The organism is Salinivirga sp., from assembly GCF_055145285.1.
Genome location: NZ_JBSRDC010000017.1, coordinates 1 through 26116 on the forward strand (window position 1 = coordinate 1; position 26116 = coordinate 26116).

Genomic DNA, 26116 nt, shown 5'->3' on the forward strand with positions numbered 1-26116 from the left:
CAATGATACCAAGTAATCAATACAGGCTTGCTCCGATTTAAACATTTCTTCAAATTCCATTTGATCTGCCGGATATTTCATTTCGTAAAGATAAAACTTTACGGGAGATGATCAGATACCCCATTTTCTTTATTTTCATACTTTCCGCTTTCGTGAAACAGGCTGTGTATTAAACTTACTGTTATGGCTCCATTCGTTTACAGTGCTCTTATGCTCATTTTAAATTGGTTGCCCCGGTCTTCGTAATTGTCGAAAAGATCGAAGCTGGCACAAGCAGGCGAAAGCAATACACAATCACCTTTTTTGCCCATGTTAAAAGCCATTGATACGGCATCTTTCATGCTAAATGCTTCGGCTATATGGTCTACTTTGCCACTGAAAAAATCTTTAATTTTTTTATTATCTGTGCCCAGACAAACAATGGCTTTTACTTTTTGCTGTACAAGCTCTTCTAATTCGCTGTAATCGTTGCCTTTGTCAATACCACCCACAATCCATATAACCGGTTTGCGCATACTTTCGAGCGCATACCATGTGGAATTGATGTTGGTGGCTTTGGAGTCGTTGATGAATTCTATGCCACCTACTGATATAAAAGGCTCAAGACGGTGTTCAACGCCACTGAAAGTCATCAGGCTTTCTCTTATATTGTCTTTGCTAATGCGCAATATATCAGCTGCAATGCCGGCGGCCATGCCGTTGGTGGCATTGTGCTTTCCTTCAAGAGCAAGCTTTGTGTAAATCATATCAAATTCATTGTTTATGCTATTAAAAATTATTTTGTCGTTATTTAACCAGGCTCCCTTTTCAGGTGGTTCTAATGTGGAAAACTTCAGTGTTTGTGCATTCCCTTCATTGAAATGCATGTGTGTATTGATTACCGGGTCATCAGCATTGATGATTAGGTAGTCATCTTTGGTTTGGTTTTGTGTAATGCGGAATTTTGAAGCAATGTAAGATTCAAAAACATTGTTGTAACGGTCGAGATGGTCAGGTGTGATGTTAAGCAAAATTGCTATGTTGCATCTGAACTGTTTCATGCCATCTAATTGAAAACTGCTAAGTTCAATCACGTAATAGTTGTAATTGTTTTGAGCTACCTGACGTGCGAAACTTTGTCCGACATTACCAGCCATACCTGCGTTAAGACCTGCTCTTTTCAATGTTTGGTAAGTCCACATCGTGGTGGTGGTTTTTCCGTTGGAGCCGGTTATCCCGATTATAAATGCAGAAGTGTAACGACCTGCAAATTCTATTTCAGAAATCACTTCAATATTTTGCTCCAGTGCTTTTTGTACAATTTGGACAGATTCTGGTATGCCCGGGCTTTTTACAATGGTTTGTGCCCCAAGGATTTTTGTTGCATCATGCCCTTTTTCTTCCCATGGGATATTGTGTTGGTCCAGTTCTGCTTTATAGTTTGGTTTTATTTTACCATTATCCGAAACCCACACATTGAAACCCTGCTTGTGTGCAAGAATAGCCGATCCAACACCGCTTTCGCCGGCGCCAAGAACTGCAATATGTGGGTGTTGTGTTTTCATTTTTAGCGAATTTTTAGGGTTAATATGGCTATTACAGCAAGCAGTAACCCGATAATCCAGAAGCGTGTAACGATTTTTGCCTCAGGCATTCCTGATTTTTGATAATGGTGGTGTAAAGGAGCCATGCGGAAAATTCGTCTGCCGGCTCCAAATTTTTTCCGGGTATATTTGAACCACGATACCTGCATAATTACCGAAAGGTTTTCTACGAGGAATATTCCACATAGTATGGGTATCAGAAGTTCTTTGCGAATAAGAATGGCAAAAACAGCAATAATACCGCCAATGGTAAGGCTTCCGGTATCGCCCATAAATACCTGTGCAGGATAGGAGTTGTACCACAAAAAACCAATGGTTGCACCAATAAATGCACTCATGAACACTACAAGTTCGGCTGTGTAGGGGATGTAGTAAATGTTGAGATAATCGGAATAAATAAGGTTACCGGAGAGGTAGGCCAGCACACCCAGTGTAACCCCGGTGATGGCTGAGGTGCCTGTTGCCAGTCCATCTAAGCCATCTGTCATGTTTGCACCGTTCGAAACAGCTGCAATGATGAAAATTACTACTACGATAAAAAAGCCCCAACCCCATTTTTGAGCCGTTTCATTATCCATGAATAGTTCAAAAAGTGTAGCATAATCACCATCGTTGTTTTTAAAGAATGGAATGTTGGTTCGTGTAGCTTTGGTGTTATGAACGTTTTCTGCTGGTGCTGCTGTCGATATTTCCTCGGTAATTTCCGTTTTTGTTCCTGGTTTAAGGGTGTCTTCACGTATAACCACATCAGGGTGCAGCCACATAACCAGGCCAACTATTAAACCCAGCGTGATTTGCCCGAGTAATTTGAATTTTCCTGCGAGTCCTTCTTTATGTTTTTTAAATACTTTGATATAGTCATCAATAAACCCAATTCCACCCAGCCATAGTGTGGTAATAAGCATGAGTATGATGTAGATGTTTTCCAGTTTTGCGAATAAAAGCGTGGGAATTAAAATGGAGCCTATAATAATGAGCCCGCCCATGGTCGGGGTTCCTTTTTTCTGCAGCTGACCCTCGAGCCCGAGGTCTCTTACCGATTCTCCAATTTGCTTGATTTGTAAGTACCGTATCAGGCGTCTCCCATACAGCATTGAGATAATGAGCGATGTAATGATGGCCAATGCCGACCGGAACGTAATATACTGGAACATGCCGGAACCCGGCACATTTATTTCCTGAAGATAATCAAACAAATAGTATAACATAGGTGCTTATTTAAAATGCTTTAATAATATTTGACGGTCATCGAAATGATGACGTTTACCTTTTACCTCCTGGTATGTTTCGTGTCCTTTGCCTGCAATGACTATGATGTCGCCGGCTTTTGCAAATCCAACAGCTACTTTTATGGCTTCTTCGCGGGATTCAATTGTGAATTCTCTACCAGTAAAATTTATTGGGATGCCGGTTTTCATATCTTGAATAATGGCTTCGGGTGCTTCAAATCGTGGGTTGTCTGATGTGAATACTACCGTATCTGCAAATTGACAGGTTTTTTGTGCCATAAGCGGACGTTTTGTTTTGTCGCGATTGCCTCCGGCACCAATTATTACAATTAGTTGTTCGTTGCCAGTTCGAACCTCATCTATTGTTGAAAGTACGTTTTCTACCGCATCCGGTGTATGTGCGTAATCAATAATGCCATGCACACCTTTGGGTGAGATGATATGCTCAAATCGACCTCTTACCGGTTTTTGTTTGCTTAGTACCTTTAATATTTCCTGCTTGTCATCATAAAACTGTGCTGCAGTGGCATACACGGCCATTAAGTTGTAAGCATTAAAAACACCTGTTAGCATGGTCCACATCTGGATTTGATTAATCTGCAGCATCGTGCCATCCATCTCTTTTTTTATGATTTTGGCTTTAAAGTCGGATGGTTTTTTCAGGCTGTAACTGATGCGCTTTGCTTTTGTGTTTTGTACCATGATGCTGCCGTTTTTGTCGTCCAGATTGTAAACAGCTTTAGCCTTATTGTTCAGGTGATTAAAGAATTTTTGTTTGGCTTCTATGTAACTTTTAAATGTTTTATGATAGTCCAAATGGTCTTGGGTGATGTTGGTGAAAACACCGCAGGCAAAGTTTATATATTTTACACGGTCCTGATCAACTGCGTGTGAACTTACTTCCATGAAACAGTATTCACATCCTGCATCCCGCATTTCTGCCATAGATTCCTGTATGGCAAGTGGGTCGGGAGTGGTATGGGTTGCGGGTTTTTCGTAATCGTTGATGAGGATTTTCACAGTGGAGAATAATCCGCATGGGTACCCCAATTGGCGAAAAACATTATAGAGCATCGTGGCCGTTGTGGTTTTTCCGTTTGTGCCAGTTATGCCTATAACTTTCATGGTCTCCGATGGATTGTCATACCATTGTGCTCCAATCCAGGCGAGGGCTTCCCGTGTGTTTTTTACTTGTATGATTGTGGCATTGTTGTTTTTGATATGCTGTGTGTCTTCACACAAAATTACTGATGCGCCGGCTTCTATGGCCATATTTATGAAACGATGCCCGTCTGCCTCAGCACCTTTAATGGCAATAAATAAACTGTCTTTTTTTACCTTTCTGGAGTCAAATTCAATTGAACTTACAGGCGACTGTTCTTTGCCACTTATTAGTTGGTATGGATATCCACGTAATATGTCAGTTAATTTTTTCACTAAAATTTGTTTGATAAAGTTAATTTTATGTGCTGCCCTTTTTGATATACATCATTGGCTCTCAAGCTCTGGCTTGTAATGATTCCGTGCCCTCTGAAAGTTACCTTAAAGCCTGCGTTTTCGAGTAAAGGGAGAGCGTCTTTAATACCCATGCCTACAACGTTTGGCACAATTTGGTCCCGGATAAGTCTGTTTTGGAATTTTACATCTTCGTTTGTTTTGGTGGTAACAACCCAGGGAGTGCTACCACTGTTATCGTCAATTGGAATATTAAATTCATTGAGCAGGTACGCAATATCATTCTTGTTCCCTGACAGAGAGTAGGGTATAAGTTCTTCTATGTCAGCCCTAACTTCGTTAAGTGGTGTGTGCATTTCGTGTCGTGTTGCATATACCTTGTCGGCGATTTCACGAAATACCGGACCAGCCACCGCGTTACCATAATACTGACTGTTCGAAGGTTCATTTACGACCACAATACATGAGTATCTTGGGTTTTCTGCCGGAAAGTAGCCTACAAAGGAGGCTTGATAGCTAACTTTCGATTGATATTTATATCCGTATTTTTTATTGGCAATTTGTGCAGTACCTGTTTTTCCGGCAATTTTAAAATTCAGATTGGCTAAATTGCGGGCAGTTCCGTTTTCTACAACCCCTTCGAGCATGATTTGTGCTTTTTTTATTGTTGACGGTGATGCTATGCGCTTGTCAATTATTTCAGGATGGAATCGTTTAATTGTCTTTCCGTGGTTTTGAATAGCTTTGATTAATCGGGGTTTTACCATTGTTCCACCGTTTGCAACAGCATTGTAAAACATGAGTACCTGTAGCGGAGTCATTTGTAGCTCATACCCGTAAGACATTTGCGGTAAGGATATCCCGGACCAAAATTTGTCGCCGGGATATTTGATGTATGGACTGGCTTCTCCAGGAATACAGACCCCTGTTTTTTCATTCAAATGCATGCCATACAGCTGCTCAACGAACTCTTTTTCACGTCCCTGATAATGCTGGGTGATGATTTTTGTCATACCTACATTAGAGGAATATTCAAAAACCTGCCGAACTGTTATTTTGCCATAACCTCCTAACTTGGAGTCTCTAATGATGTGGTTGTAATATTTAGCAAATCCGTCTCCTGTATCAATACTGTCATTAATGTCTACATAGCCATCTTCTAAGGCTGCCATAAGTACGGGTAGCTTAAAGGTACTGCCTGGTTCTGTTTTTTCGCCCACTGCAAAGTTGAACGTTTCATAATATTTGTCCTTATCGTTTTTTTGCAAGTTGGCTATGGCCAGTATTTCGCCGGTTTGTACTTCCATGAGTGCAGCCGTACCATGTCGGGCGTTATGTTTTTTCAGAATTCGCAGGAGTGCATTATGCGCCACATCTTGTATGTTGATGTCGATTGTTGTAACGACATCTTTTCCATTTACAGGGTCGTTTGTGGCATCGTCGTTCACCGGTTTCCAATAGTTTCCAGCAATCCGTTTTTCCATTCGCTTTCCGGGCATACCGGCCAAAACGCTGTCAAAAGCAGCTTCAATGCCTACTCCACCAACTTTTATTCCCGGAAAAACATATCCTATGGTTCTGCTCGCGAGGCTATTGAAGGGTTTTTTGCGTTCGCTTTTCGATTTTACAATCAACCCACCTTTATACTGGCCTCTTCTGAAAATCGGAAATTCTTTAAGCTTCTTGAGCTGATGATAACTAACATTTCTTTGAATTAAATAGTAACGTTCTTTGCGATAGCGTGCAGCCATCAGTTCTTTTTTATATGCTTCTTTAGTTTTGTCTTTAAATAGTTTTGATAGAGAAAGGGCCAGAGAATCAACTTTGGATTTGAAAATCTCAGAAGTGAGCGCTTCAGGCACCATGTCCATCCTGATTTCGTATTCGGGAACCGAGCTTGCCAGCAGCCTGCCGTCGCGTGCGCGTATGTCGCCACGGGTTGGCGTAATGGTCCTTTCACGAAAGTTTACTCTTTCATATTTGAGCCATTTTTCTGCCTGTCCATACTGAATATTCAAAATAGCACCTATAATTATAAGCGCTATTACCACAACGGCTCCATAAACGAACCCAATACGACCAATTATTTCACCACGTATGCTCATTCAAAAGCGTTTTTGTCTACTACAATTTTAATTGGCGGCTCCCTTGATTCAATTAAATCAAGATTTTTTTCACTCAGTAATCTCGCAACCTCACTCTGATTACTTTGTTGCATAAGTTCTGACGATGTTGCTATAGCTTCGGGTTGCAATTCTTTGAGTTCTTGTTCCAGCTTTTTTGTTTTTCGTACCATCTTTTCTGCATGGTAGTTGTTTCCGATATACAGGATTCCCAGAAATGCCAGGAAAAACATAAATGGCAAATTTGACACAAAGAATTCATTGGTTAAAATTGAACCATCAACGATGTCTTTCAGGATGTTTCGTTTGCTTGATTTTTTATGCTTTTGTCCCTGAAAGTCATCAAATTCCTGATATTCTGCTTGCCTGTCTTCCATTATTTCTTTTCTGCTATTCTGAGTTTGGCACTTCTTGACCTGGGATTATTTGCTATTTCTGTTTCATCAGGAACAATAACGTTCCGTGTAATTACCTTAAACGGAACCTGTGGGTTGCCATAGAAGTCTTTTACAATTTCACCCTCCATGTTGCCCGATTTAAAATAGTTTTTTACTAATCTGTCTTCAAGAGAATGATAAGTAATTATTGCAAAACGACCTCCGGGTTTAAGCAGTTGTGTCCCGTCTGTAAGCAACGCTTCCAGAGCAGGTATTTCCTGGTTAACCTCGATGCGAACTGCCTGGAAAAAACGAGCCAGGAATTTGTTTTCTGCTTTTTTTGGGAACAACGGTGCCACGAGTTCTTTGAGTTGTCCCGTTAATTCAATTCTCTCTTTGTTTCTTGCCTCTAAAATTACCTGAGCTAACTTTCTTGCATTACGCAATTCACCATAGTTTCTGAAAATGTCCATCAATTGCTCAGGTGCGTATTCATTAATGACTTTTTCTGCCGTTAATGTAGCTCGCCGATTCATTCGCATGTCTAATTTGGCATCGTATCGGAAAGAAAAGCCTCGCTCGGCAGTGTCGAAGTGGTGAAAAGATACGCCCAGGTCAGCAAGTATGCCATCAAGGTCTTCCACATTGTAAAAACGCATAAAGTGTTTTAAAAACCGGAAGTTGTGATGCACAAACGTAAATTTCTCGTCATCGGGTGCGTTCTCCAGAGCATCATCGTCCTGGTCGAACCCGAAAAGGCGGCCTGTGCCAAGTTTTTTTAATATGGCCAAACTGTGCCCGCCACCCCCGAACGTGGCATCTACATAAATGCCCGACGGATTAATTTGCAGCCCGTCTATACAAGCTTGCAATAATGCCGGTGTGTGGTATTGTGTCATGCTTCAGGATTTAAACTGTCTCCGATTACCTCGCTGGCTAATTTGGAGTAATCAATTTCTTGATTAAATAATTCGCTGTAACGGTCTTTTGACCAAATTTCTATTTTTCCATTTTGCCCGGCCAGCACAACCTCCTTGTCTATACTTGCATATTCAAGCAATCGTTTGGGTATCAGCAGACGACTACTGCCATCAAGTGACAGTTCTGCAGCGCCTTTGGCGAAACCACGCAAAAACATATTGTGTTTTGCATTAAATGGGTTGAGTTTCTTTCTCAAAATGGAATTCTGACGCTCCCATTCTTCCATAGGATAAAGCACCAAACATGCTTCAAATAAATCTTCTTTTATGACAAAGTTATCCTGTGCAGTTGCTGTAATCTGCTTTTTAAGGGCTGATGGAAAGACCAATCTTCCCTTAGTATCGATTTTTAAATTAAATTCTCCAATAAAGGTTACCATGCTGCACAGAATTAACAGAAGTAAAATTACAACAAATTTTCCCACGTGCAACCACTTTTACCCACTTTTTCCCACATTGTTGATAACTTTTGGCGGGTCATTCGGAACGAAAGTTGATATTAAATTAGCTCTAATATAGAAATACTGGAATGATACATAATTTTTTCTATTTTTGTCGTAATGTGCATTAACCATCAACCCTTGTGGGGGAAAATTGTTATTACTAAATGCATCTGAAACATGCTAAAAGTTATAGTTTGATATGGAAGATAATAGTATAACACCCATACAACTTGATTTGAAAGAGGCTATTGCCTCCAAGAACAGGCGTTTGGCCAAAGCTATACCTGGCTTTATTATGCGGTATCTGAAGCGTACGATTCATGAGGAAGAGCTTAACCGTATATTATATGATTATGCCGATAAATTCGGGAATGATTTTGTACGTGCAATACTGAAAGATTTTAATGTAACTTATACTGCACATCATACAGATCGTGTTCCAAAGGGAGGAAGGTATATTTTTGCATCGAATCATCCGCTTGGAGGGTTTGATGGTGTAATAATGGCGGATTTGATAGCTTCAATCTGGGGTGAGCCCAGGTTGTTGGTAAATGATTTACTTTTGTTTATCAAGAACTACGATCCTTTGTTTTTACCCATTAATAAACATGGCTCGCATAGTCGCGAAGCTATTAAAGTAATTGATGAGGCTTTTAAATCCGATCATCCAATTCTGGATTTTCCTTTTGGCCTTGTTTCCCGGAAAGTGAAAGGCAAAATAGCCGACCTGGAATGGAAACGTACATTTGTGAACCGGGCAAGAAAATATGAGCGCGATATTGTGCCTGTGTATTTCGAGGGACATAATTCGAAAAAGTTTTATCGTGTAGCGCAATGGCGTAAGCGGTTGGGTATAAAAGCTAATATTGAGATGTTTTATTTGCCCGATGAGGTTTTTAAACAGTGTAATAAGCATTTCGATGTGTATTTTGGAAACCCAATATCATATAAATCGTTGACTAATGAAAAGTCAGCCAACGAGTGGGCTGCTGAAATAAAAAAAACTGCTTATTCTCTCAAGCCGAAATAATGATATTCATTATATTTGGACATTTTTCAATGTTTTGCAGCTTTTCTGGATTGTTGAAAATAATATGGCCCGACATTTTTTGAGAGCGGTAGGAACTTTTATTTGAAGCGAAAGTGTACTTTAGCCATAATTTCACCCAAATGGGGCTGTTTTTCAGAATACATGCATTTTTATTGCTATTAAATATAAACAGTACGGACTGTTTTTTGTGTAGAACCAGAGGATTAAATAAATTGAATGGAGCCAATTATTGAACCCATACCAACAGAATTGCTGGAGAAAGAACTTACTCCCGATAAATTTGTGCGTTATACCAATTATGGGCATAACGAGATTTATGCATTTACTTATCACACTGCCCCTAATCTTACAAAAGAAGTAGGACGGTTACGTGAATATACTTTTCGCGTGGCTGGCGGGGGAACCGGTAAATCCTTGGATTTGGATAAGTTCGATATGCAGGAGGAGCCATATTACCAATTGATTGTTTGGTCACCCGAAGAGCGCCTTATCCTTGGCGGATATCGCTATATTGTTTGTAATAAAGCACAGCGCGACGAGAATGGCGTTTTGCAGTTGGCCACTTACAGACTATTTAATTTTAGTGAGAAATTTGTAAAAGAGTATTTGCCATATACGATAGAATTGGGCCGCTCATTTGTTCATCCTGATTATCAATCCTCCAAACAAACACGAAAAGGTATTTTTGCCCTGGATAATCTGTGGGATGGGCTTGGGGCCTTAGTCGTTGAGCATCCTGAAAGCAGATATTTTTTCGGTAAAGTAACCATGTATCCGCATTTTAATAAAGAAGCACGGAACATGATTCTATACTTTTTGCAAAAGCAGTTTTCTGATGATGCAAACCTTATGGAGCTTATTGATCCCATGGAGCTTGGGATTGACTATGAGGCCTATGATGAACTTTTTGATGGGGATAATTACGAGGAAAACAAAAAAATATTAAGGCAGAATGTAAGGAAATTAGGAGAAAATATACCTCCCCTGATAAATGCTTATATGAATTTATCTCCTTCAATGAAAACTTTTGGTACGTCATTCAATAAATATTTTGGTGGGGTAGAAGAAACAGCTATTATGATTATAATAAATGATATTTACCCATCAAAAATAGAAAGACATGTTAAAAGTTATATAGAACAGAAAAAAGGCCGCAATTCATAAATTTTCAGAATTGTAAAACGGCCTTTTTTAAAATATTATCACTATCAATCTTCCGAATTTTTTAAGGCATCTTGTAGCTTAACGCATTAATGTTCATTCCTGCTCCAACTGATGCAAATACAATTGATTCTTTCTTTTCAATGGAATGCGATTCCAATTCTCCTTTCAAAATCAAATCTAAAAGCGTTGGGATAGTTGCAACCGAACTATTGCCCATCCACGAAATTGTCATGGGCATGGTGTATTCAGGAACATCCTTAATGTCGTACAATTTGTAAAGTCTTTTTAAAATTGCTTCGTCCATTTTGCCATTGGCCTGATGAATGAGTACCTTTTTTACATCATGTAGATGGGTATTGCTCTTCTCAAGACAACTTTTAATAGCCTGTGGTACGTTTTCCAAAGCATATTGATATAACTTCCGGCCGTTCATTTTCAGGAATAAATCTTCTGATGGCTCATTGCTTGGTTTGTAAGATTTATCCATGTAAAGCATCTGGGAGTATTCAATGGTGTCAGATCTTGTTTGATGCGCGAGAATACCAACGGGGGTTTCGCTTTCTTTTGCTTCTAAAATCGTAGCACCTGCACCATCAGCATAAATCATGCTATCACGATCGTGGACATCAGAAATGCGCGACAATGTATCGGCTCCGATGACCAATATTTTTTTTGCGTCGCCAGATTTAATAAAATAGTCTGCCTGGATAATCCCCTGCAACCAGCCGGGGCAACCAAAGGCTATATCGTATGCTACGCATCCCGGATTTTCGATGCCCAATTTGTATTTTACTCTTGCGGCAAGCGATGGTACCATTTCAGTTCTGTTGGTTCCGGCCTTTACATCTCCAAAATTATGCGCAACTATGATATAATCCAGGCCCTCTTTGTCTATCGAAGCACGTTCTATTGCATCTTGTGCTGCAAAAAATGCAATGTCAGAAGTAACTAAATCATCTGAAACATATAAACGCTCCTTTATCGTCGTTATTTCGGAGAATTTGTGTATGATTTCTTCGTTTGTCTTCTGGATTTTCTCGCCATTGGATTCATAAAATTCGTTAACTAAGAAATCTTCGTTCTTTATTCGTTCAGTAGGAATATAACACCCCGTTCCTGTAATGATACTGTAAATGGACTTACTCATGGTCAATTTGTTTTGACAGTTAATTATATTTATTGATGAATCGAATCTGAATTAATTATTAGCTTGGAGGCTGATACTGAAATATGTAGAACAGCTCCGGGTATAAAAATTCCAAATAGGATTTGTGCCTGTAAATATCAGTGTAAAAAAAAAATAAAACAACTTTATCGCGTAAAAGTTGAATCTCTTGTTTCATTTTTATGTAAATGAAGAAAAATGTTATTGATGATAAATATGGTAAGAGCGAACGCTGATGCTGCCAGAAAGACCCACATAAAATTTTTATTAATAAAGAAAAATGCCACTACTACTGGCCCCAGGGATTGACCAATACGTAAGACCATACTGTTAATAGACATGATTGATGCACGCTCTCTTACGGATGCTATTCCGGCTAACAATGTTTGAATGGTTGGAATGAAAAGTCCCTGACCAATACCAAATAACACTACAGAAAAAATTACATAAATAATTTTTGTAGAAAAGGCCAAAAGAATTAGTGCCATAAAATAGGAGAGCGATGCAACTGATATGATTTGTTTTTTGTTAAGCCGTTTCGTGATTTTTCCGAGTTGAGTTGCTGTAGCTGCCGTAGTGAGTGACATGGCCGACATAATGATGCCAATCTCAAACGAGTCTGACTGGAAAGTGGTTTCCAAAAAGGAAGGCAAAAATGTAAGAAATGCTCCATATAGTATGATGAATACCAATATATTCATGCTAAATAGTGCCCACACATAACCTTGATTAACAATGCTCCATAAGGTTCTAAAATATGTTTTTACATCTTGCCCGTTATCAGGTTTTGACGTTTTCAATGTTATCAAAACCATAATGGCTACAGGTATGGCTAACAGCGGCAAATAGAATATAAATTTCCAGTTAAGCAGCGCCAACGTTCCTCCAATAGCCGGGTAAGAGGCTGTGCCGATACTCAAAACACTGGCATTGTAGCCCATTATTTCAGCACGTCTGTTGCCTTCAAACAGATCACCTATCAGCGTTATATTGAGCGAGCCCAGCGAAGCAGCCCCTAAACCCTGGAAGACCCTCAGTATTAATAAGGTGTTGAAATTGTTGGTGTGAGCGCAGGCAGCACCGGCCAATGCAAATAGTATTAAGGATGGAATAAGCACCGCTTTGCGACCCAGCCGATCGGCAAGGATCCCCATTAAGGGTGCCATAAAAATACCTGGAATAGTAAAAGCTGTGATTAAGAGACCTATTTCCTCCATGCTCAGATTAAAGTGTCTCGCAATGGTCGGAAATGCCGGAGTTAAGCTCGCTACCCCCATTACGGCCAATAACGTAATTAAGAAGATCGTGATTATTACTTTTTTATTGCCTTTTTGCTGCATTTGTATATCAGTGTTTTAAAGTAGTTTTCAATTTATATATAATTGTTGAAAAATGCTTTGTAAAAACAAATATTATCTTTGTTGCAAATTGTAAAATTAATTAAAATGAAACAGCTCGGTATTTTTTTAGTATTTTTCGCACTCACCTCATGTGCAGTACACCAGGGAAATATTTCAACTAATGTTAATCACTCAACGGAAAGTCATCAATATGTTGATTTTGCTGTAGGGTATAGTAAAGCCACGTACCTTTTGGGTATTGGGGGTTTAACTAAAGATATGCTTGTATCTGAGGCATACAGGAATTTGCGCATGTCCTATCCTCTTGATGCAAACCAAACTTTAGAAAATATTGTTGTAAATTCAAAACGTACCTGGATTGGCCCATTCAGGAAGCACGAAATAATGATCATTGGTGATGTGGTGGAATGGGACAATGAGTTGAAAATTACTTATGCTAAAAAGTATGAGCATCAATTCCTGAAAAATAAAACATTGTCTACTGAAGATGTTTCCCTTAACGATAAGATGATGTTTTTAAACAATGGAGAAGTGCTTAATGGACGGGTTGTCTCATTGTCAGATAATAAGGGCATTGTTTTTTATTTTGACGCATTGGGGCATTTTCAGTTGGAAAAAATAAAAGTTTCAAACTTGTACTGGGGGGAAAAATCTGGCAGAAGTTTTAAAAACTTTAAAATTGGTGATAACGTAATCTATAAAATACGGGTTCAGGATGAATATGAAAAAAGGGAGAGTATAGTTGAAGGTATGAATCATGGAGGTGCTTTAATTTTTATCCAGGGAGGTAAATATAAACAGGTCGATTACGACGAGATAGAAAAACCCGGAAAGGATTCACAAAAACAATAGTAAATGGAGTTTTCCCAAGAACTTATACATGGTCGCTTAATTAAAAGGTATAAACGTTTTTTAGCCGATATAGAATTAGATAGTGGTGAGCAGGTTACGGCGCACTGTACCAATTCCGGTTCCATGAAAACATGCCTCGAAGAAGGCGCTGAGGTATATCTGACTCCGGTGAATGACCCCAAGCGGAAAACGAAGTTTACCTGGGAAATGATAAAGATTAACGATCGATGGGTAGGAATTAATACCAACCATCCTAACCTTTTAGCCTACGACGCAATTCTTAACTATGATGTACCTGCACTTGCCGGTTATGACGAAGTGAAACGGGAAGTTAAGTTTCAGGATAGCCGTTTCGATGTAATGGCCAAAAATGAAAAGGAGACCTGCTTTGTGGAGGTTAAAAATGTAACAATGAAGGAGGGTGAATTTGCATTATTTCCTGATGCTAAAACCGAACGTGGGCGAAAACACCTCGAAACATTAATGCGCGTGAAGCAGGAAGGGATGCGGGCGGTTATGTTTTATGTGGTTCAGCGAATGGACGTTGCAAAAGCCGGGCCTGCAACCCTAATCGACCCGGATTATTCCAATACCTTGCGTAAAGCCATGAATTCTGGTGTTGAAGTGATTGCAATGCAAGCTGAAGTAGCTCCGAAGGACATCCGGCTGATTAAAGAAATTCCTTTTGAATGGCCAGGAGCAGATTGAAGTTGAAAGCCCGGGAACCTGGCCCCGGGCAATCCCAATTTATCTGTGATCATGGTAAATTTTACTCACAATACGCCAGCCCTCCTCAAATTTGTATAAAGATAAATAATCCGTAAATATTTTCTTCCCTTCCCGGTAAAGTTCGACTTTCGCAACAGCTGAATTACCGGTTATATCAATCATAGGGTATTTTGCTGTTGTTTTGAGCATTCTTTTATCTTCTGACTTTTCTCTGCGGTTCTTACTTGACGCTATCCAGGAGTATATCGGATATTTGGTAAGCATGTTATTGCGCACCCCCAGAAGATTAAAACCGGGGTGAAAGCTGGCTGCAGTTTTATTAAGGTCACCCTGGTTATGAAGGCCCTGAACATACCCTTCTTCGATAACATTTTTAATCATTCCTTCATCCTTCTGAGCCATGCTTGTCGAGGCTGCAAAAGTCAATGCGAGTATTGTAAGTGCAAATTTGAAATAACTCATAATTATAATATTTAGGTTATACGCTGCAATTTACCTAAAATTTTGCCAGCTTTTATAATGAGTTGATTAATAGAAATAAATGTTTTTAATATGTCTTATGGAATATCGCAATTGTCTTCATGTAGTGTGCACTTAAGAAATGAGTTAATTGAGTAAATTGAACCATGGTTCAGAATTTATATTCGTTATAAATAACTTTAAACATCATTTTAGTGTTTTAATGTATTGGTAATTAGGCAAAAAGACAAATAAATATTTTAGTATAAGCTACTCTTAATCTCCAAATATCCATATAATTACACATCATTATGCTTCAATATGTGATACAATCCTGCTAAATTTGCAGCACAATTTTAAATTAAGAAAAATGAAAACATACGACGTAATAATTTTAGGAAAAGGACCAGCCGGAATAATCGCCGGAGTGACTGCAAAAAAACAAAATCCTGATAAAGATATTTTGATGATTGGGGAGGAAGATAAGGGCTTGGTACCATGCGGTATTCCTTATGTTTTTCACCGTTTAGACGACGTCTCAAAAAATGCAATGGGTCCAAAATCCTTTGTTGATGCTGGCGGAGAAATCATTATTGACCGTGCATCTAAAGTTGATTTGGAAGCCAAAAAGATTACCCTGGAATCCGGGGCTGAATATGGTTTTGAAAGATTGGTTTTTGCCACAGGATCAGAGCCTGTTGTTCCCAAATTTATCAAAGGTTACGATCTGGAAGGTGTATATTATGTAAAGAAAAGTTATGAATACATTGAACAGCTTCAGGAGAAAGCCAATCATGCCGAAAACATTGTAATTATCGGGGGCGGTTTTATTGGAGCCGAAGTAGCCGAGCAAATGCATCTCGAAGGTAAAGCAAATGTTTCGTTAATAGAGCTTGAAGAACAGTGCTTTAGTAAGGCTTTTTCGAAAGAACTGGCTACCATAGCAACCGAAAAGCTTCAAGAAACCGGGTTGAATGTACTGACATCAACAAAAGTCGATCATTTAGAAGGAGAAAACGGTAAGGTTAAATCAGTGGTTACTGCTAATGGGGAAACTATCCCAGCCGATATGGTGATAATGTCCATTGGTTACAAACCTAATACATCTCTGGCTGAAGATGCTGGTGTGGATCTTAATAGTATCGGAGCAATACGGATAGATAATTTTGGTCGTACTAATAAAGACAAAATCTACGCAGTAGGCGACTGTGCAGCTACAATTGGTTTTTTAACAGGACGTGAAGACAATATTATGTTGGCTTCTACTGCTACAGCGGAAGCACGTATTTTGGGATACAACATGTTTGGTATAAAAATTAAGCGCTGCTTTGCCGGCACATTGGGCGTATTCTCTACAGAGGTAAATAATCTTTCGATGGCTTCAGCAGGTGTCAATGAGAATACAGCACACGAGGCGGGTGTTGAATTTATTTCAGCAAAATTTAGTGATGTAGACCGACATCCCGGAACGCTGGATGATACCATGCCGCTAACTGTAAAGCTTTTTGCCTCCATCTCAGACGGAAGCGTGTTAGGTGGCGAAGTTTGGGGTGGTAAATCAGCAGGCGAAATTGTCAATACAATAAGTCTGGCAATTCAAAAACGCGTAACGGTTTATGAACTTGTTTCTTTCCAGATCGGAACGCACCCATTGCTTACCACTGCACCTACCAAAAATGTTCTGATTAAAGCGGCTGAAGGTATTATTGCTCAACTTCATAAATAGAATATTATAATTTTAGTTAGTAAGAGAGGTGATCACACTTTTGTGGTTGCCTCTTTTTTATTGATCATGCCTTATTTAGACTTAGCTTAATAATCCTCACCTTATTAATGAATGATAATGTATTGAACGATACGATATATAATGTCAAAAAAAATAATTATATATAACTTGTAAAATAAAAATTGTAAATTGCTCTAAAACCAGACGACCTTGAATTTTTTTCGTAAGCTCAATTTTGTATCAGAAACTAAAAGTTGGTTATATATTGCCTTTATAACCATTTTTGGCTTAGGTGTAGTATTTTATACCACCAACAGCGTACACAATAAAATGCGCAATAATTTGTTACAACGTGCAAAAATTGTGGCTTATGGAATAAATATTGAAAGGTTAAAAAATCTTTCCGGTAATGGAACAGATTTAAAATCACCAGATTATTTGCGCATTAAGCAGCAGTTAACGGATATCAGGGTGGCATATAAACCCTGCAAGTATTTGTATTTAATGCGTCAGACGCCCACTGGGGAAATTAAATTTTTGGTGGATGCTCAAAAACCTGCATCAAAAGATTATGCGCCTCCCGGATTAGTATACACTGAAGTTTCTAACGAATATTTAACTGCTTTTAAGACTGGAGTACCGGCTACCGTTGGGCCGGTTACAGATCGGTGGGGAACGCTTTTTACTTCATTAATCCCCATATTTTCGAAAGATGGCCAAATGCTGGCCGTTCTTGGGATGGACGTTACCGTAGAAGATTGGAATAAAACAATTTTACTTCGCTTAATACCTTTATTGATAATTGTGTTGGTGGCCGTATTACTGGTTTTTTATATTCAGCAGGTCCGGTTCCTGCGCAAAGAGCGTGATGCAAGAGAGAAGGTGCGCAAAAGTCGCTTGCAATATAAAGCCCTTTTTGATCTCGCCGCTGATGGTATTGTAACCGGAGACCTGAAAGGTAATATTACACGTGTCAATGAGAGTTTTTGCCGTATAACCGGATACCAGGAAGCAGAACTTATTGGTATGCCACTTGATAAATTATTTCCAACTGACATTTTGCAACAAAAACCTTTAGATTATCAGCGTGTATTGGATGGAAAAACGCTGCGACGAGAGCGGGAAATGACCCGGAAAAATGGAGAACGTATTATTGTAGAAATGCACTCAAAACGTATTGATGACGAAACCTTACAATCGTTTTTTAGGGATATCACCCGGCGTATATACAATGAGAAAATTATAAAAGAGAAAAATGAAGAATTGATGACAGCTGAAGAGGAATTGCGTACTTCAAATAATGAGCTACGCAGCATCAATCAACTCCTCAAGCAGCAAAAAGCTGTGCTGGCCGTAGCGAAACTCAAGGCAGAAGAAAGCGACCGTTTAAAATCCAATTTTTTGGCCAATATGAGCCATGAAATACGTACACCTATGAATGCCATTATTGGTTTTTCAGAACTCATTCTTGAAAGCGAAGCCCTTAAAGGTACATATACAGAGGCCTACATCAATACAATAATTAAGCAGGGCAACCATCTATTGCAGTTGATTAATGATATTGTGGACTTATCGAAAATTGAAGCCAATCAGATTACAATTTCGCGCAGAGAAGTTAATGTGAATGATATGGTAGATGACCTGTTTGACGCATTCCAAATGAAGCTTTTCAATAAAGAACAGCACATTCAGCTCGAAAAACACAAGACCCTTCCTGATGTGAAGAGCTGGATTATTTCAGATGAATTGCGATTAAAACAAATATTCAATAATTTGTTGAGCAATGCATTGAAATTTACACGCGAGGGTACCATCTCCTTTGGCTATACGCACGATGATCCAGGTAATTTAACTTTTTTTGTGAGCGATACTGGTATTGGCATCCCAAAAGATAAACAAGCCCAGGTCTTTGAAAGGTTTCATCGGTTACACGATGGGCATACCAGTAATTATGAGGGTACAGGGCTGGGGTTGTCCATAAGCAAAAGTCTGGTTGAGTTGCTTGGTGGTGCTATTTATGTGGAATCAGGAGAAGAAAAGGGCTCACGGTTATTGTTTACCGTGGCACAGCAATGATGCTGCTTTTGATTTAATTCAAACCATGCAATTGCTTTAATTGCGTTATTTCTTCCTCAAAGGTGTGTTTTTCGTGAAAAGCTTCCTGACTTTTAATGTAGTTCACCAGTTCTGCTTTTTCTTTATAAGAATGGCTAAATGCCGCATATCCTTCCTGCCAGCCTGCAAAATCAGGGAAAAGGTGGCTTTCTGTAATGAATTCTGTGGTTGATTGCTGAATATCTTTTACCATCGAATTAAGCGCAATTAGCGGTTGTAGGCTCATGGCCAGGTGCAAGTGATTGGCAGTGCCATTAATGCGGTATAACTCGCAATTTTTATTTTTTAATAATTCCCAAATGTATTTGAATAACACTTTTTGACCATTGGTCTTGATGGTTTCTTCCTGGCTGAATGTGCTAAAAACAACGTGGTAAATGTTTTGAGTGTAAACAGACATACCTTTTTTCACAAAGATAAAGAAATCTAAAAAATTACCCTGTTTAAACTCTTTATTCATAAATTCTATACAAAATGTCAAAAATAATGTACGAAAAATAAAAAATGTACGATATATGTAAAATAAAATAAAATTCGTATATTTGACAAGAATTAGTAAAATTATGGAGATTAATATACAACCCACAAAACTTGAAGCGCTGTTTAATGCAGGAAAAGCCTTGTTCTGGAAACATGGTGTTCGCCGGGTTTCTGTCGAGGAAGTGTGCAAGGAGGCCGCTGTGAGTAAAATGACCTTTTATAAGCAGTTCAAAAATAAAGAAGAATTTGCTCAATATATTTTAGGGCATGTGCTCGATGAAGCGATGGTGCAGTACAGGGAAATTATGAAAAAAGACATTCCTTACTCAGAAAAAGTGAAAGAGCTTATTTTTTTGAAACATAAGTTCACGACATTAATCGGTGAAGAATTCATACAAGATATCTATCGCTACGAGGAGCTTGGATTAAAACAACAAATTGTGCAATATCAGCAAAATTTCATGGGCGAAGTAATGTGCGATTTGGCGAAAGCTCAAGAGCAGGGGCATATTCGAAAAGATTTAAGTCTGGATTTTGTCCTCTATTTTTTAAATGATATGTCAGGGAAATTGTTCGATGAGCGGTTAGCAGCGTTATTTCCTAACTCGCAGGATCTTATCATGGAACTCACCAAATTCTTTTTTTACGGAATCGTCGGAAAAGAGAAATCACAAGAATGAAAAAAACAGCAATCATATGGGTCTTCCTTTTAATCGGACAAATAAGTTTGTTCGGCCAAAATATTTTTGAGTTCAAAGGACAGGCTTCGGTATTTGGAAATTATAGTCCTGACAACGATTTGGATTTTTTCGCCGGAGGACGATATATTCCTGAAATGAGCTATAAAATCAAACTTCCGAAATCACAAAACCTGGATTTTGTAGGAGCCGCCAACATGTACGGTAGTTCCATGTTTCATGCGTTTGATACTTCTGTAAACGATGCCACAATCAAGCCTTATCGGGCCTGGGCTCGTTACACTGGAAAGCAGTTAGAGGTACGCGCCGGACTGCAAAAAATTGATTTCGGATCGGCAACCATACTCAGGCCGCTCCAATGGTTTAACCAAATTGATCCGCGCGATCCGTTAAGCCAAACCAACGGTGTTTATGGGTTATTAGGCAGATATTATTTTTTAAACAATGCCAATATTTGGCTTTGGATGCTCTACGGAAATGAGGAAACACGTGGCTTCGATGCCATAAAAACGTATGGCAGGCAGCCGGAATTTGGCGGTCGCATTCAATATCCGGTTCCCAAAGGTGAAATTGCACTATCATTCCATCACCGCGCTGCAAATTCTACTGAATTGCCCATTTTCCAATCATACGAAAAGAATCCGGAAGATCGTCTGGGCTTGGACGGAAAATGGGATGTGGGCATTGGTCTTTGGTTTGAAGCATCATACATTCATCAGTCGAAAAATATTGGAGCATTTACCAATCAGGGGCTTTTTAATTTGGGTTGCGACTATACGTTTGGTGTAGGAAACGGACTCAATGTAATTACAGAACATTTGTTTTTTGGATATGATGAGGAACCGTTTCAATTTGGAAAAAACAGTAACATTACCGCAGCAACACTTTCTTATCCATTGAATTTTTTCAATAATTTAAGTAGTGTGCTCTATTACAGTTGGGAAACCGAAGATTTTGCATTTTTTCTCAACTTTGAGCATCAATTTCAACATTTTACCGGATACCTGATGGCATATTATAATCCTGAACAACAAGCCTTTCAGCAAAATGATATGATGAACTCGTTCGCCGGGCCGGGAGTCCGGCTTATGCTGGTTTACAATCATTTGTTCACACATAAAAAAGACGATAAACAGACACCTGAACTATAATTTGTACAACTATGGACCATAACAGCATCATTTCAGTGGAGAACCTTACCAAAAAGTTCCCAACGGGCGACAGGGATTTTGCCGCGCTCAAGGATGTGAATCTTAAATTTTCGCAAGGAGAATTTGCCGGTTTGGTAGGGCCAAGTGGTTCCGGAAAAACCACTTTACTCAACATTATTGGTTCGCTCGATAGTCCCACAGAAGGGAAAGTTAGTGTAATGAATAAGGATATTTCGTCGTTGTCGCATAAAGAGTCAGCGCACCTGAGAAACCTGCATTTGGGATTTATTTTTCAGGTTTACAACTTGTTGCCCATTTATACGGTTTTTGAAAATGTTGAATTTTCTCTTTTGCTGCAAAAGCGAACGGCTGCGGAGCGGAAAAAAGCAGTGATGGAGGCGCTGGAATGGGTTGGTTTGCAGAGTTTTGCCAATAAGAAACCAGCCAAACTATCGGGTGGGGAAGGGCAGCGTGTTGCCATTGCCCGTGCTATGGTCAAACGTCCGGCCATTGTGTTGGCCGATGAACCTACTGCAAATCTGGATGCCGCAAATGCGCACATCGTGATGAAGACGATGAAAAAATTGAACAGTGAGCTAAAAACCACCTTTTTATTTGCCACCCACGATGAGAAAGTGATGAGTTATCTGGATAGAATGATTCGTCTAGAAGACGGTAGAGTGGCAGAAGATGAGCATGTTGAACATAAAAAGGAAGTGCTATGAGACTCGCATTTCAACTCGCATATCGAAACTTAGTTGGAGCAGGTTTGCGGACCTGGCTCAATGTGGGAGTACTCTCATTCGCATTTGTACTCATCATTTTTTATCACGGCCTCATTGAAGGCTGGAACAAACAGGCCAGCAATGCGGCTATTGATTGGGAAATTGGGAGTGGTCAATTGTTGAATGCAAAATACGACCCTGCCGATCCATTCTCACTACAGGACGGACATGGCATTTTACCTGAAAAAGAGCAGGAGAATTTGACGCCGGTATTGATCCGCCAGGCAACCATTTATCCCGAAGGACGAATGGTTTCTATTGCGCTAAAAGGAATCAGTGCCGAGCAGAATATAGTGCAATTGCCCACCCAATTATTGCTTGAAAGCAAAGCCAATATTCCGGCGTTAATCGGAACGAGAATGGCAAAATCGGCCAACTTGAAAAAAGGCGACCAGCTTTTGTTGCGATGGCGCGATAAAAATGGGACATTCGACGCAGCCAACGTGACCATTGCAGGTGTTTTCGATACCGATGTAAGTTCGGTTGATCAAGGCCAGATTTGGGTTCCCATCAAAAAATTGTGGGAAATGACCGGATTAAATGACCATGCTACATATTTTATTGCAAATGAACAGTTTACGCAAAAGAAAATAGAAGGCTGGGACTTTAAAACCCGCAAAGATCTGTTGGAACCGTTAGCAAAGATTATTCAGGCAAAAAATGTAGGAGGCTCAGTAATGTATTTATTGCTGATGGCCATTGCGTTACTCGCCATATTCGATACACAGGTGTTGTCTATTTTTCGCCGGCAGAAAGAAATCGGAACTTACATAGCCCTGGGAATGACGCGTTGGCAGGTCGTGGGTTTGTTTACCGCCGAAGGTAGTATGTACAGCTTCCTGGCTACAATTGTGGGTAGTTTATATGGTATACCATTGTTTGTGGTGTTCAATAAATATGGAATCACGTTCCCTACAGATTCTCAGGATTTTGGTGTTGCCATACCCGATACAATTTATCCGGAATATGGTTTGTCGCTAATCATCACCACAATTATTCTGGTTGTTGTTGCAGCTACCATTGTGAGTTTTCTTCCAGCTCGCAAAATTGCTCAAATGGATCCGGTTAATGCTTTAAAAGGAAAATTGCAATGATACGATATTTAATTAAAGGAATATTACGAGATAAAAACCGGAGTGTGATTCCGGTGATTATAGTTACGATAGGTGTTATGCTCACAGTAACATTCAGCGGATATTTACGCGGCATGATGGGCGATATTGTCGATAAGAGTGCACGGTTTCAAACCGGGCATGTAAAAGTAATGTCGCGTGCGTATGCCGAGAACAAAGATCAGTTGCCCAATGATTTGGCACTGCTTGGGGTCGATACGTTAATTCCCTCCCTCGAAAGGCAATTCCCTGATGTGCAATGGATGAAAAGAATCTATTTCGGTGGACTTATCGATGTGCCAAATGAAAACGGCGAAACCATGGCGCAGGGACCGGCAACAGGCTTGGCCATTGAATTGCACAATGAAAAAAGCGGAGAGCTGAAGCGATTGAATATTGAAAAATCCATCGTAAAAGGAGCTGTGCCGGCAAAAGCAGGTGAGGCACTCGTTGGATATAAATTGGCAGAAAAGCTCAATCTTAAAGTGGGCGATGAGTTAACCTACATTGGCGCTTCCATGAACGGAAGTATGACTTTCGAAAACTTCGCTGTGAGCGGCATGGTTCGGTTCGGCTCGGAAAATATGGATCGCGGAGCTTTTATTATTGATATTGCCGATGCACAGCGAATGCTCGATATGGATAATGGAGCAGGTGAGATACTGGGTTTTTTCAATACCGGCGTATACAAAGATGAACGTGCGAAAGAAATCGCCACAACATTTAACGCATCGTATAGAGATGAAGAGAGTGAATTTGCGCCCACCATGGTCCGGTTAAAAGAACAGAATAACCTTGCCAGTTTTCTGGATTTGGCAAACAGCATGTCTTTCATTTTTGTCATCGTGTTTGTTATGGCGATGTCTGTAGTGCTGTGGAACACCGGCTTGCTAGGCGGCCTTCGCCGATACCAGGAATTTGGCATTCGTTTGGCGTTGGGCGAGGAGAAAAAACATGTGTACAAAACCTTGATTTATGAGGCGGTGATTATTGGTGTGATTGGTTCCATAATCGGCACGCTAATCGGGTTGGGCATTACATTTTATATGCAAATTGTAGGGATAGATATCACAGGAATGATGCCCGAGACCAACATGATGTTGCCCAATACATTAAGATCAGAATACACACCTGATTTATTGTTTATCGGGTTTATTCCCGGCCTGGTAGCCATGGTTTTAGGCAACATGCTTTCCGGGCGCGGCATATATAAACGCGAAACCGCAACACTTTTTAAAGAATTGGAAGTTTAATCAAAATGATAATAAAATGAAATCCATTGTAATATTACTACTTTTTCCTTTACTACTGTCTGCGCAAGATTATCCAGATGCAGAAACAGTCATTAGGAAAGTCGACAAAAATATGACAGCCAAATCAACTGAAATGAAGTCCAAAATGATTATTTACGGACGGAGAAATACCCGCACGCTCACTGCGCATTCATATAGTCGTGGCGACCATGAGTCCTTCACGGAATATCTCTCTCCGGCACGTGAAAAAGGCACAAAAATGTTGAAGCTCAAAGATCGTTTGTGGATATATTCACCATCGACAGATCGCACCATACAGATTTCAGGGCACATGCTGCGACAATCGGTAATGGGCTCCGACATGTCGTACGAAGATGTGATGGAAGACCGTGAGCTGCTTGACATTTACACCGCCAAAATCGTTGACGAAGAAGAGGTGGACGGTCGCAAAACATGGGTCGTGGAAATGAATGCCAAAGTAGATGATGCTACTTACGAAAGTCGCAAAACCTGGATCGATCAGGAACGCTATGTGCCGCTCAAAGAGGAGCTGTACGCCAAAAGCGGGCAGTTGCTCAAGCGTGTTCAATTGGGCGATGTAAAAAAAATAGGCAACCGTTGGTATCCCACTAAAATGAACTATAAAGATGTGCTGAAAAAAGGAAAAGGAACCGATTTCGTAGTCGTAAACATCAAGTTCGACCAGGAAATTCCCGACTACGTTTTCAGCAAAGCATCGTTGAAGAAGTAGTTTTTACAAACTCCAATTTACGGTTTGAATAATGATTCCGGAATCACATGTTTGTAGCTTGGTGTCAAGCTACAAACATCACCGCGAGGTACAGGTGTTTTATTGATGATGTGCCCATCGGTGATTTGGTAATAGGTTCAACATTGTTGCACTCCGGAGTCCTGGCTTTCAATGTTTCCCACAAACTATACATATGCAAATCCTCCGGATTTGTTTTGCAATTATTCCTTGCCGTGAAACCGCCCTCTCATCATATCAACATCTTCCCGCAACTTGTTTACCGTGGCAATAAGGTCAGTTTGTGGCAATCGCGGTTCGGGCATGTCGTTGCTAATGAAGTGCACGAATCGCCATACTTCCAGAATGTCGTTTACAGGTAAATCGTAAGGTTCATAAAGCGTATTGAGCGAATGTAACCGGAACGACTGTTTTTCATTAAGTTGATTTTCTACTATTTTGAAAACTACGCCTTCGTCGCGGGTTACAAAAATGCAGGGCGTGTTATTGCTGATGTTGTTCCAATCCTGTACGTACTCTCCCGTAATCCATGCGCCTTCCGGCACGGGGAACATCGAATCTCCGCTCACCTGGAACGTGCGGTATTTTTTCTGCCGGTCGAGAAATGGCAGCTTGAAAACAGGCAATTCGCGAATGTACTCCGGATCGGCATAGCCTGTGGTGTAGCCGGCTTTGGCTTTTTCCGGTACCAGCTCGATGTTTTCATCATTGTCGCTGTCTACCGTAGTGGTGAGTACACGCAGCCGACTGCCTTTTACAAAAATGTCATAACCGCGCTCCAGCTCCGATAGCTGACTTTCCGAAAGTTCTGCCATGTTGATACGTATTAATGTATCAATGGCAATTTCGAAATAATCGGCGAATCCGGCCAGCGCATCAAGCCCCGGTGAAGCCACCCCGTTTTCATATCCGCTTAAGGTAGAGCGCTTCATGTTCAGCGCAGCAGCCACTTCGTCTTGCGTGCGCTTGCGTCGCTTGCGTAGCAGTTTAATATTTTGAGCAAAAAATGTCGATTTCATTTGCGCGTTTTATCTAAAATGATTAATTTATAATCGT

The 26116-nt window shown here is 40.0% G+C and carries 24 protein-coding genes; 12 read left to right on the forward strand and 12 right to left on the reverse strand.

Translation table 11 applies throughout. From position 1 onward, the window contains the following. Window positions 1–197 precede the first annotated feature (197 nt). Genes murD through mraZ form a run of 7 tightly spaced genes read right to left on the reverse strand, consistent with a single transcriptional unit; the run spans window position 198 to window position 8127 of the window. Entirely contained in the window at window positions 198–1544 is a 1347-nt protein-coding gene (murD, locus tag ACTB0Y_RS03115; RefSeq protein WP_463205333.1) for a UDP-N-acetylmuramoyl-L-alanine--D-glutamate ligase, read from the reverse strand. Window positions 1545–1546: 2 nt separating this feature from the next. Next, window positions 1547–2791, reverse strand: coding sequence for a phospho-N-acetylmuramoyl-pentapeptide-transferase (mraY, locus tag ACTB0Y_RS03120; RefSeq protein ID WP_463205334.1), 1245 nt, complete (start codon window positions 2789–2791; stop codon window positions 1547–1549). A 6-nt stretch (window positions 2792–2797) separates the two neighbouring features. Further along, a complete protein-coding gene (locus ACTB0Y_RS03125; RefSeq protein ID WP_463205335.1) occupies window positions 2798–4249 on the reverse strand; it encodes a UDP-N-acetylmuramoyl-L-alanyl-D-glutamate--2,6-diaminopimelate ligase in 1452 nt (483 codons plus the stop codon). After that, entirely contained in the window at window positions 4249–6372 is a 2124-nt protein-coding gene (locus tag ACTB0Y_RS03130) for a penicillin-binding protein (RefSeq protein WP_463205336.1), read from the reverse strand. The genes ACTB0Y_RS03125 and ACTB0Y_RS03130 overlap by 1 nt, the downstream gene beginning before the upstream one ends. Next, complete coding sequence (locus ACTB0Y_RS03135) at window positions 6369–6767, reverse strand: FtsL-like putative cell division protein (protein WP_463205337.1); 399 nt, start codon at window positions 6765–6767, stop codon at window positions 6369–6371. The genes ACTB0Y_RS03130 and ACTB0Y_RS03135 overlap by 4 nt, the downstream gene beginning before the upstream one ends. Next, window positions 6767–7666, reverse strand: a complete 900-nt coding sequence (gene rsmH / locus ACTB0Y_RS03140; RefSeq protein ID WP_463205338.1) for a 16S rRNA (cytosine(1402)-N(4))-methyltransferase RsmH — start codon at window positions 7664–7666, stop codon at window positions 6767–6769. Before rsmH ends, ACTB0Y_RS03135 begins: the two co-directional genes overlap by 1 nt. Continuing rightward, complete coding sequence (gene mraZ, locus ACTB0Y_RS03145) at window positions 7663–8127, reverse strand: division/cell wall cluster transcriptional repressor MraZ (RefSeq protein ID WP_463205339.1); 465 nt, start codon at window positions 8125–8127, stop codon at window positions 7663–7665. The genes rsmH and mraZ overlap by 4 nt, the downstream gene beginning before the upstream one ends. Window positions 8128–8389: 262 nt before the next feature. Between mraZ and ACTB0Y_RS03150 the strand changes: the two genes are divergently transcribed. Both ACTB0Y_RS03150 and ACTB0Y_RS03155 read left to right on the forward strand, forming a co-directional pair. Continuing rightward, window positions 8390–9220, forward strand: coding sequence for a glycerol acyltransferase (locus ACTB0Y_RS03150; RefSeq protein WP_463205340.1), 831 nt, complete (start codon window positions 8390–8392; stop codon window positions 9218–9220). A gap of 237 nt (window positions 9221–9457) precedes the next feature. Next, the gene (locus tag ACTB0Y_RS03155; protein WP_463205341.1) at window positions 9458–10405 is read left to right on the forward strand and encodes a GNAT family N-acetyltransferase; all 948 of its coding nucleotides are present in this window, start codon (window positions 9458–9460) and stop codon (window positions 10403–10405) included. A gap of 61 nt (window positions 10406–10466) precedes the next feature. Here ACTB0Y_RS03155 and ACTB0Y_RS03160 read toward each other — a convergent pair whose 3' ends face one another. Both ACTB0Y_RS03160 and ACTB0Y_RS03165 read right to left on the reverse strand, forming a co-directional pair. Next, complete coding sequence (locus ACTB0Y_RS03160) at window positions 10467–11552, reverse strand: 3-oxoacyl-ACP synthase III family protein (RefSeq protein ID WP_463205342.1); 1086 nt, start codon at window positions 11550–11552, stop codon at window positions 10467–10469. Window positions 11553–11716: 164 nt separating this feature from the next. Then, window positions 11717–12910, reverse strand: coding sequence for an MFS transporter (locus ACTB0Y_RS03165; protein ID WP_463205343.1), 1194 nt, complete (start codon window positions 12908–12910; stop codon window positions 11717–11719). A 105-nt stretch (window positions 12911–13015) separates the two neighbouring features. Here ACTB0Y_RS03165 and ACTB0Y_RS03170 point away from each other — a divergent pair, with 105 nt between their 5' ends. Further along, window positions 13016–13783, forward strand: coding sequence for a DUF6567 family protein (locus ACTB0Y_RS03170; RefSeq protein WP_463205344.1), 768 nt, complete (start codon window positions 13016–13018; stop codon window positions 13781–13783). Window positions 13784–13786: 3 nt separating this feature from the next. Then, window positions 13787–14491 carry a DNA/RNA nuclease SfsA gene (gene sfsA / locus ACTB0Y_RS03175; RefSeq protein WP_463205345.1) on the forward strand — a complete coding sequence of 235 codons (705 nt, stop codon included), beginning with the start codon at window positions 13787–13789 and terminating at the stop codon, window positions 14489–14491. A 39-nt stretch (window positions 14492–14530) separates the two neighbouring features. On the opposite strand, the gene ACTB0Y_RS03180 is transcribed toward sfsA, so the two are convergent. Further along, window positions 14531–14974 carry a nuclear transport factor 2 family protein gene (locus ACTB0Y_RS03180; RefSeq protein WP_463205346.1) on the reverse strand — a complete coding sequence of 148 codons (444 nt, stop codon included), beginning with the start codon at window positions 14972–14974 and terminating at the stop codon, window positions 14531–14533. A 367-nt stretch (window positions 14975–15341) separates the two neighbouring features. Here ACTB0Y_RS03180 and ACTB0Y_RS03185 point away from each other — a divergent pair, with 367 nt between their 5' ends. After that, complete coding sequence (locus ACTB0Y_RS03185) at window positions 15342–16697, forward strand: FAD-dependent oxidoreductase (protein ID WP_463205347.1); 1356 nt, start codon at window positions 15342–15344, stop codon at window positions 16695–16697. A gap of 210 nt (window positions 16698–16907) precedes the next feature. Beyond that, window positions 16908–18773, forward strand: a complete 1866-nt coding sequence (locus tag ACTB0Y_RS03190; protein WP_463205348.1) for a PAS domain-containing sensor histidine kinase — start codon at window positions 16908–16910, stop codon at window positions 18771–18773. A gap of 13 nt (window positions 18774–18786) precedes the next feature. On the opposite strand, the gene ACTB0Y_RS03195 is transcribed toward ACTB0Y_RS03190, so the two are convergent. Next, the gene (locus ACTB0Y_RS03195; RefSeq protein ID WP_463205349.1) at window positions 18787–19272 is read right to left on the reverse strand and encodes a transposase; all 486 of its coding nucleotides are present in this window, start codon (window positions 19270–19272) and stop codon (window positions 18787–18789) included. Between the two features lie 103 nt (window positions 19273–19375). Between ACTB0Y_RS03195 and ACTB0Y_RS03200 the strand changes: the two genes are divergently transcribed. The 6 genes from ACTB0Y_RS03200 to ACTB0Y_RS03225 are packed head-to-tail and all read left to right on the forward strand — an operon-like array spanning window position 19376 to window position 25042. After that, window positions 19376–19972, forward strand: coding sequence for a TetR/AcrR family transcriptional regulator (locus tag ACTB0Y_RS03200; RefSeq protein ID WP_463205350.1), 597 nt, complete (start codon window positions 19376–19378; stop codon window positions 19970–19972). Beyond that, window positions 19969–21141 carry a hypothetical protein gene (locus ACTB0Y_RS03205; RefSeq protein WP_463205351.1) on the forward strand — a complete coding sequence of 391 codons (1173 nt, stop codon included), beginning with the start codon at window positions 19969–19971 and terminating at the stop codon, window positions 21139–21141. The genes ACTB0Y_RS03200 and ACTB0Y_RS03205 overlap by 4 nt, the downstream gene beginning before the upstream one ends. Window positions 21142–21152: 11 nt before the next feature. Then, window positions 21153–21866: an ABC transporter ATP-binding protein gene (locus ACTB0Y_RS03210; protein ID WP_463205352.1), complete on the forward strand. Its 714-nt coding sequence runs from the start codon at window positions 21153–21155 to the stop codon at window positions 21864–21866. After that, window positions 21863–23020 (forward strand): ABC transporter permease, encoded by a 1158-nt coding sequence (locus ACTB0Y_RS03215; protein WP_463205353.1) that lies wholly within the window; start codon window positions 21863–21865, stop codon window positions 23018–23020. The genes ACTB0Y_RS03210 and ACTB0Y_RS03215 overlap by 4 nt, the downstream gene beginning before the upstream one ends. Then, window positions 23017–24291 (forward strand): ABC transporter permease, encoded by a 1275-nt coding sequence (locus ACTB0Y_RS03220; RefSeq protein WP_463205354.1) that lies wholly within the window; start codon window positions 23017–23019, stop codon window positions 24289–24291. The genes ACTB0Y_RS03215 and ACTB0Y_RS03220 overlap by 4 nt, the downstream gene beginning before the upstream one ends. Before the next feature lie 16 nt (window positions 24292–24307). Further along, a complete protein-coding gene (locus ACTB0Y_RS03225) occupies window positions 24308–25042 on the forward strand; it encodes an outer membrane lipoprotein-sorting protein (protein WP_463205355.1) in 735 nt (244 codons plus the stop codon). A 221-nt stretch (window positions 25043–25263) separates the two neighbouring features. Here the strand turns inward: ACTB0Y_RS03225 and ACTB0Y_RS03230 are convergent, their stop codons facing one another. Then, window positions 25264–26079: an XRE family transcriptional regulator gene (locus ACTB0Y_RS03230; RefSeq protein WP_463205356.1), complete on the reverse strand. Its 816-nt coding sequence runs from the start codon at window positions 26077–26079 to the stop codon at window positions 25264–25266. Between the last annotated feature and the right edge of the window lie 37 nt (window positions 26080–26116).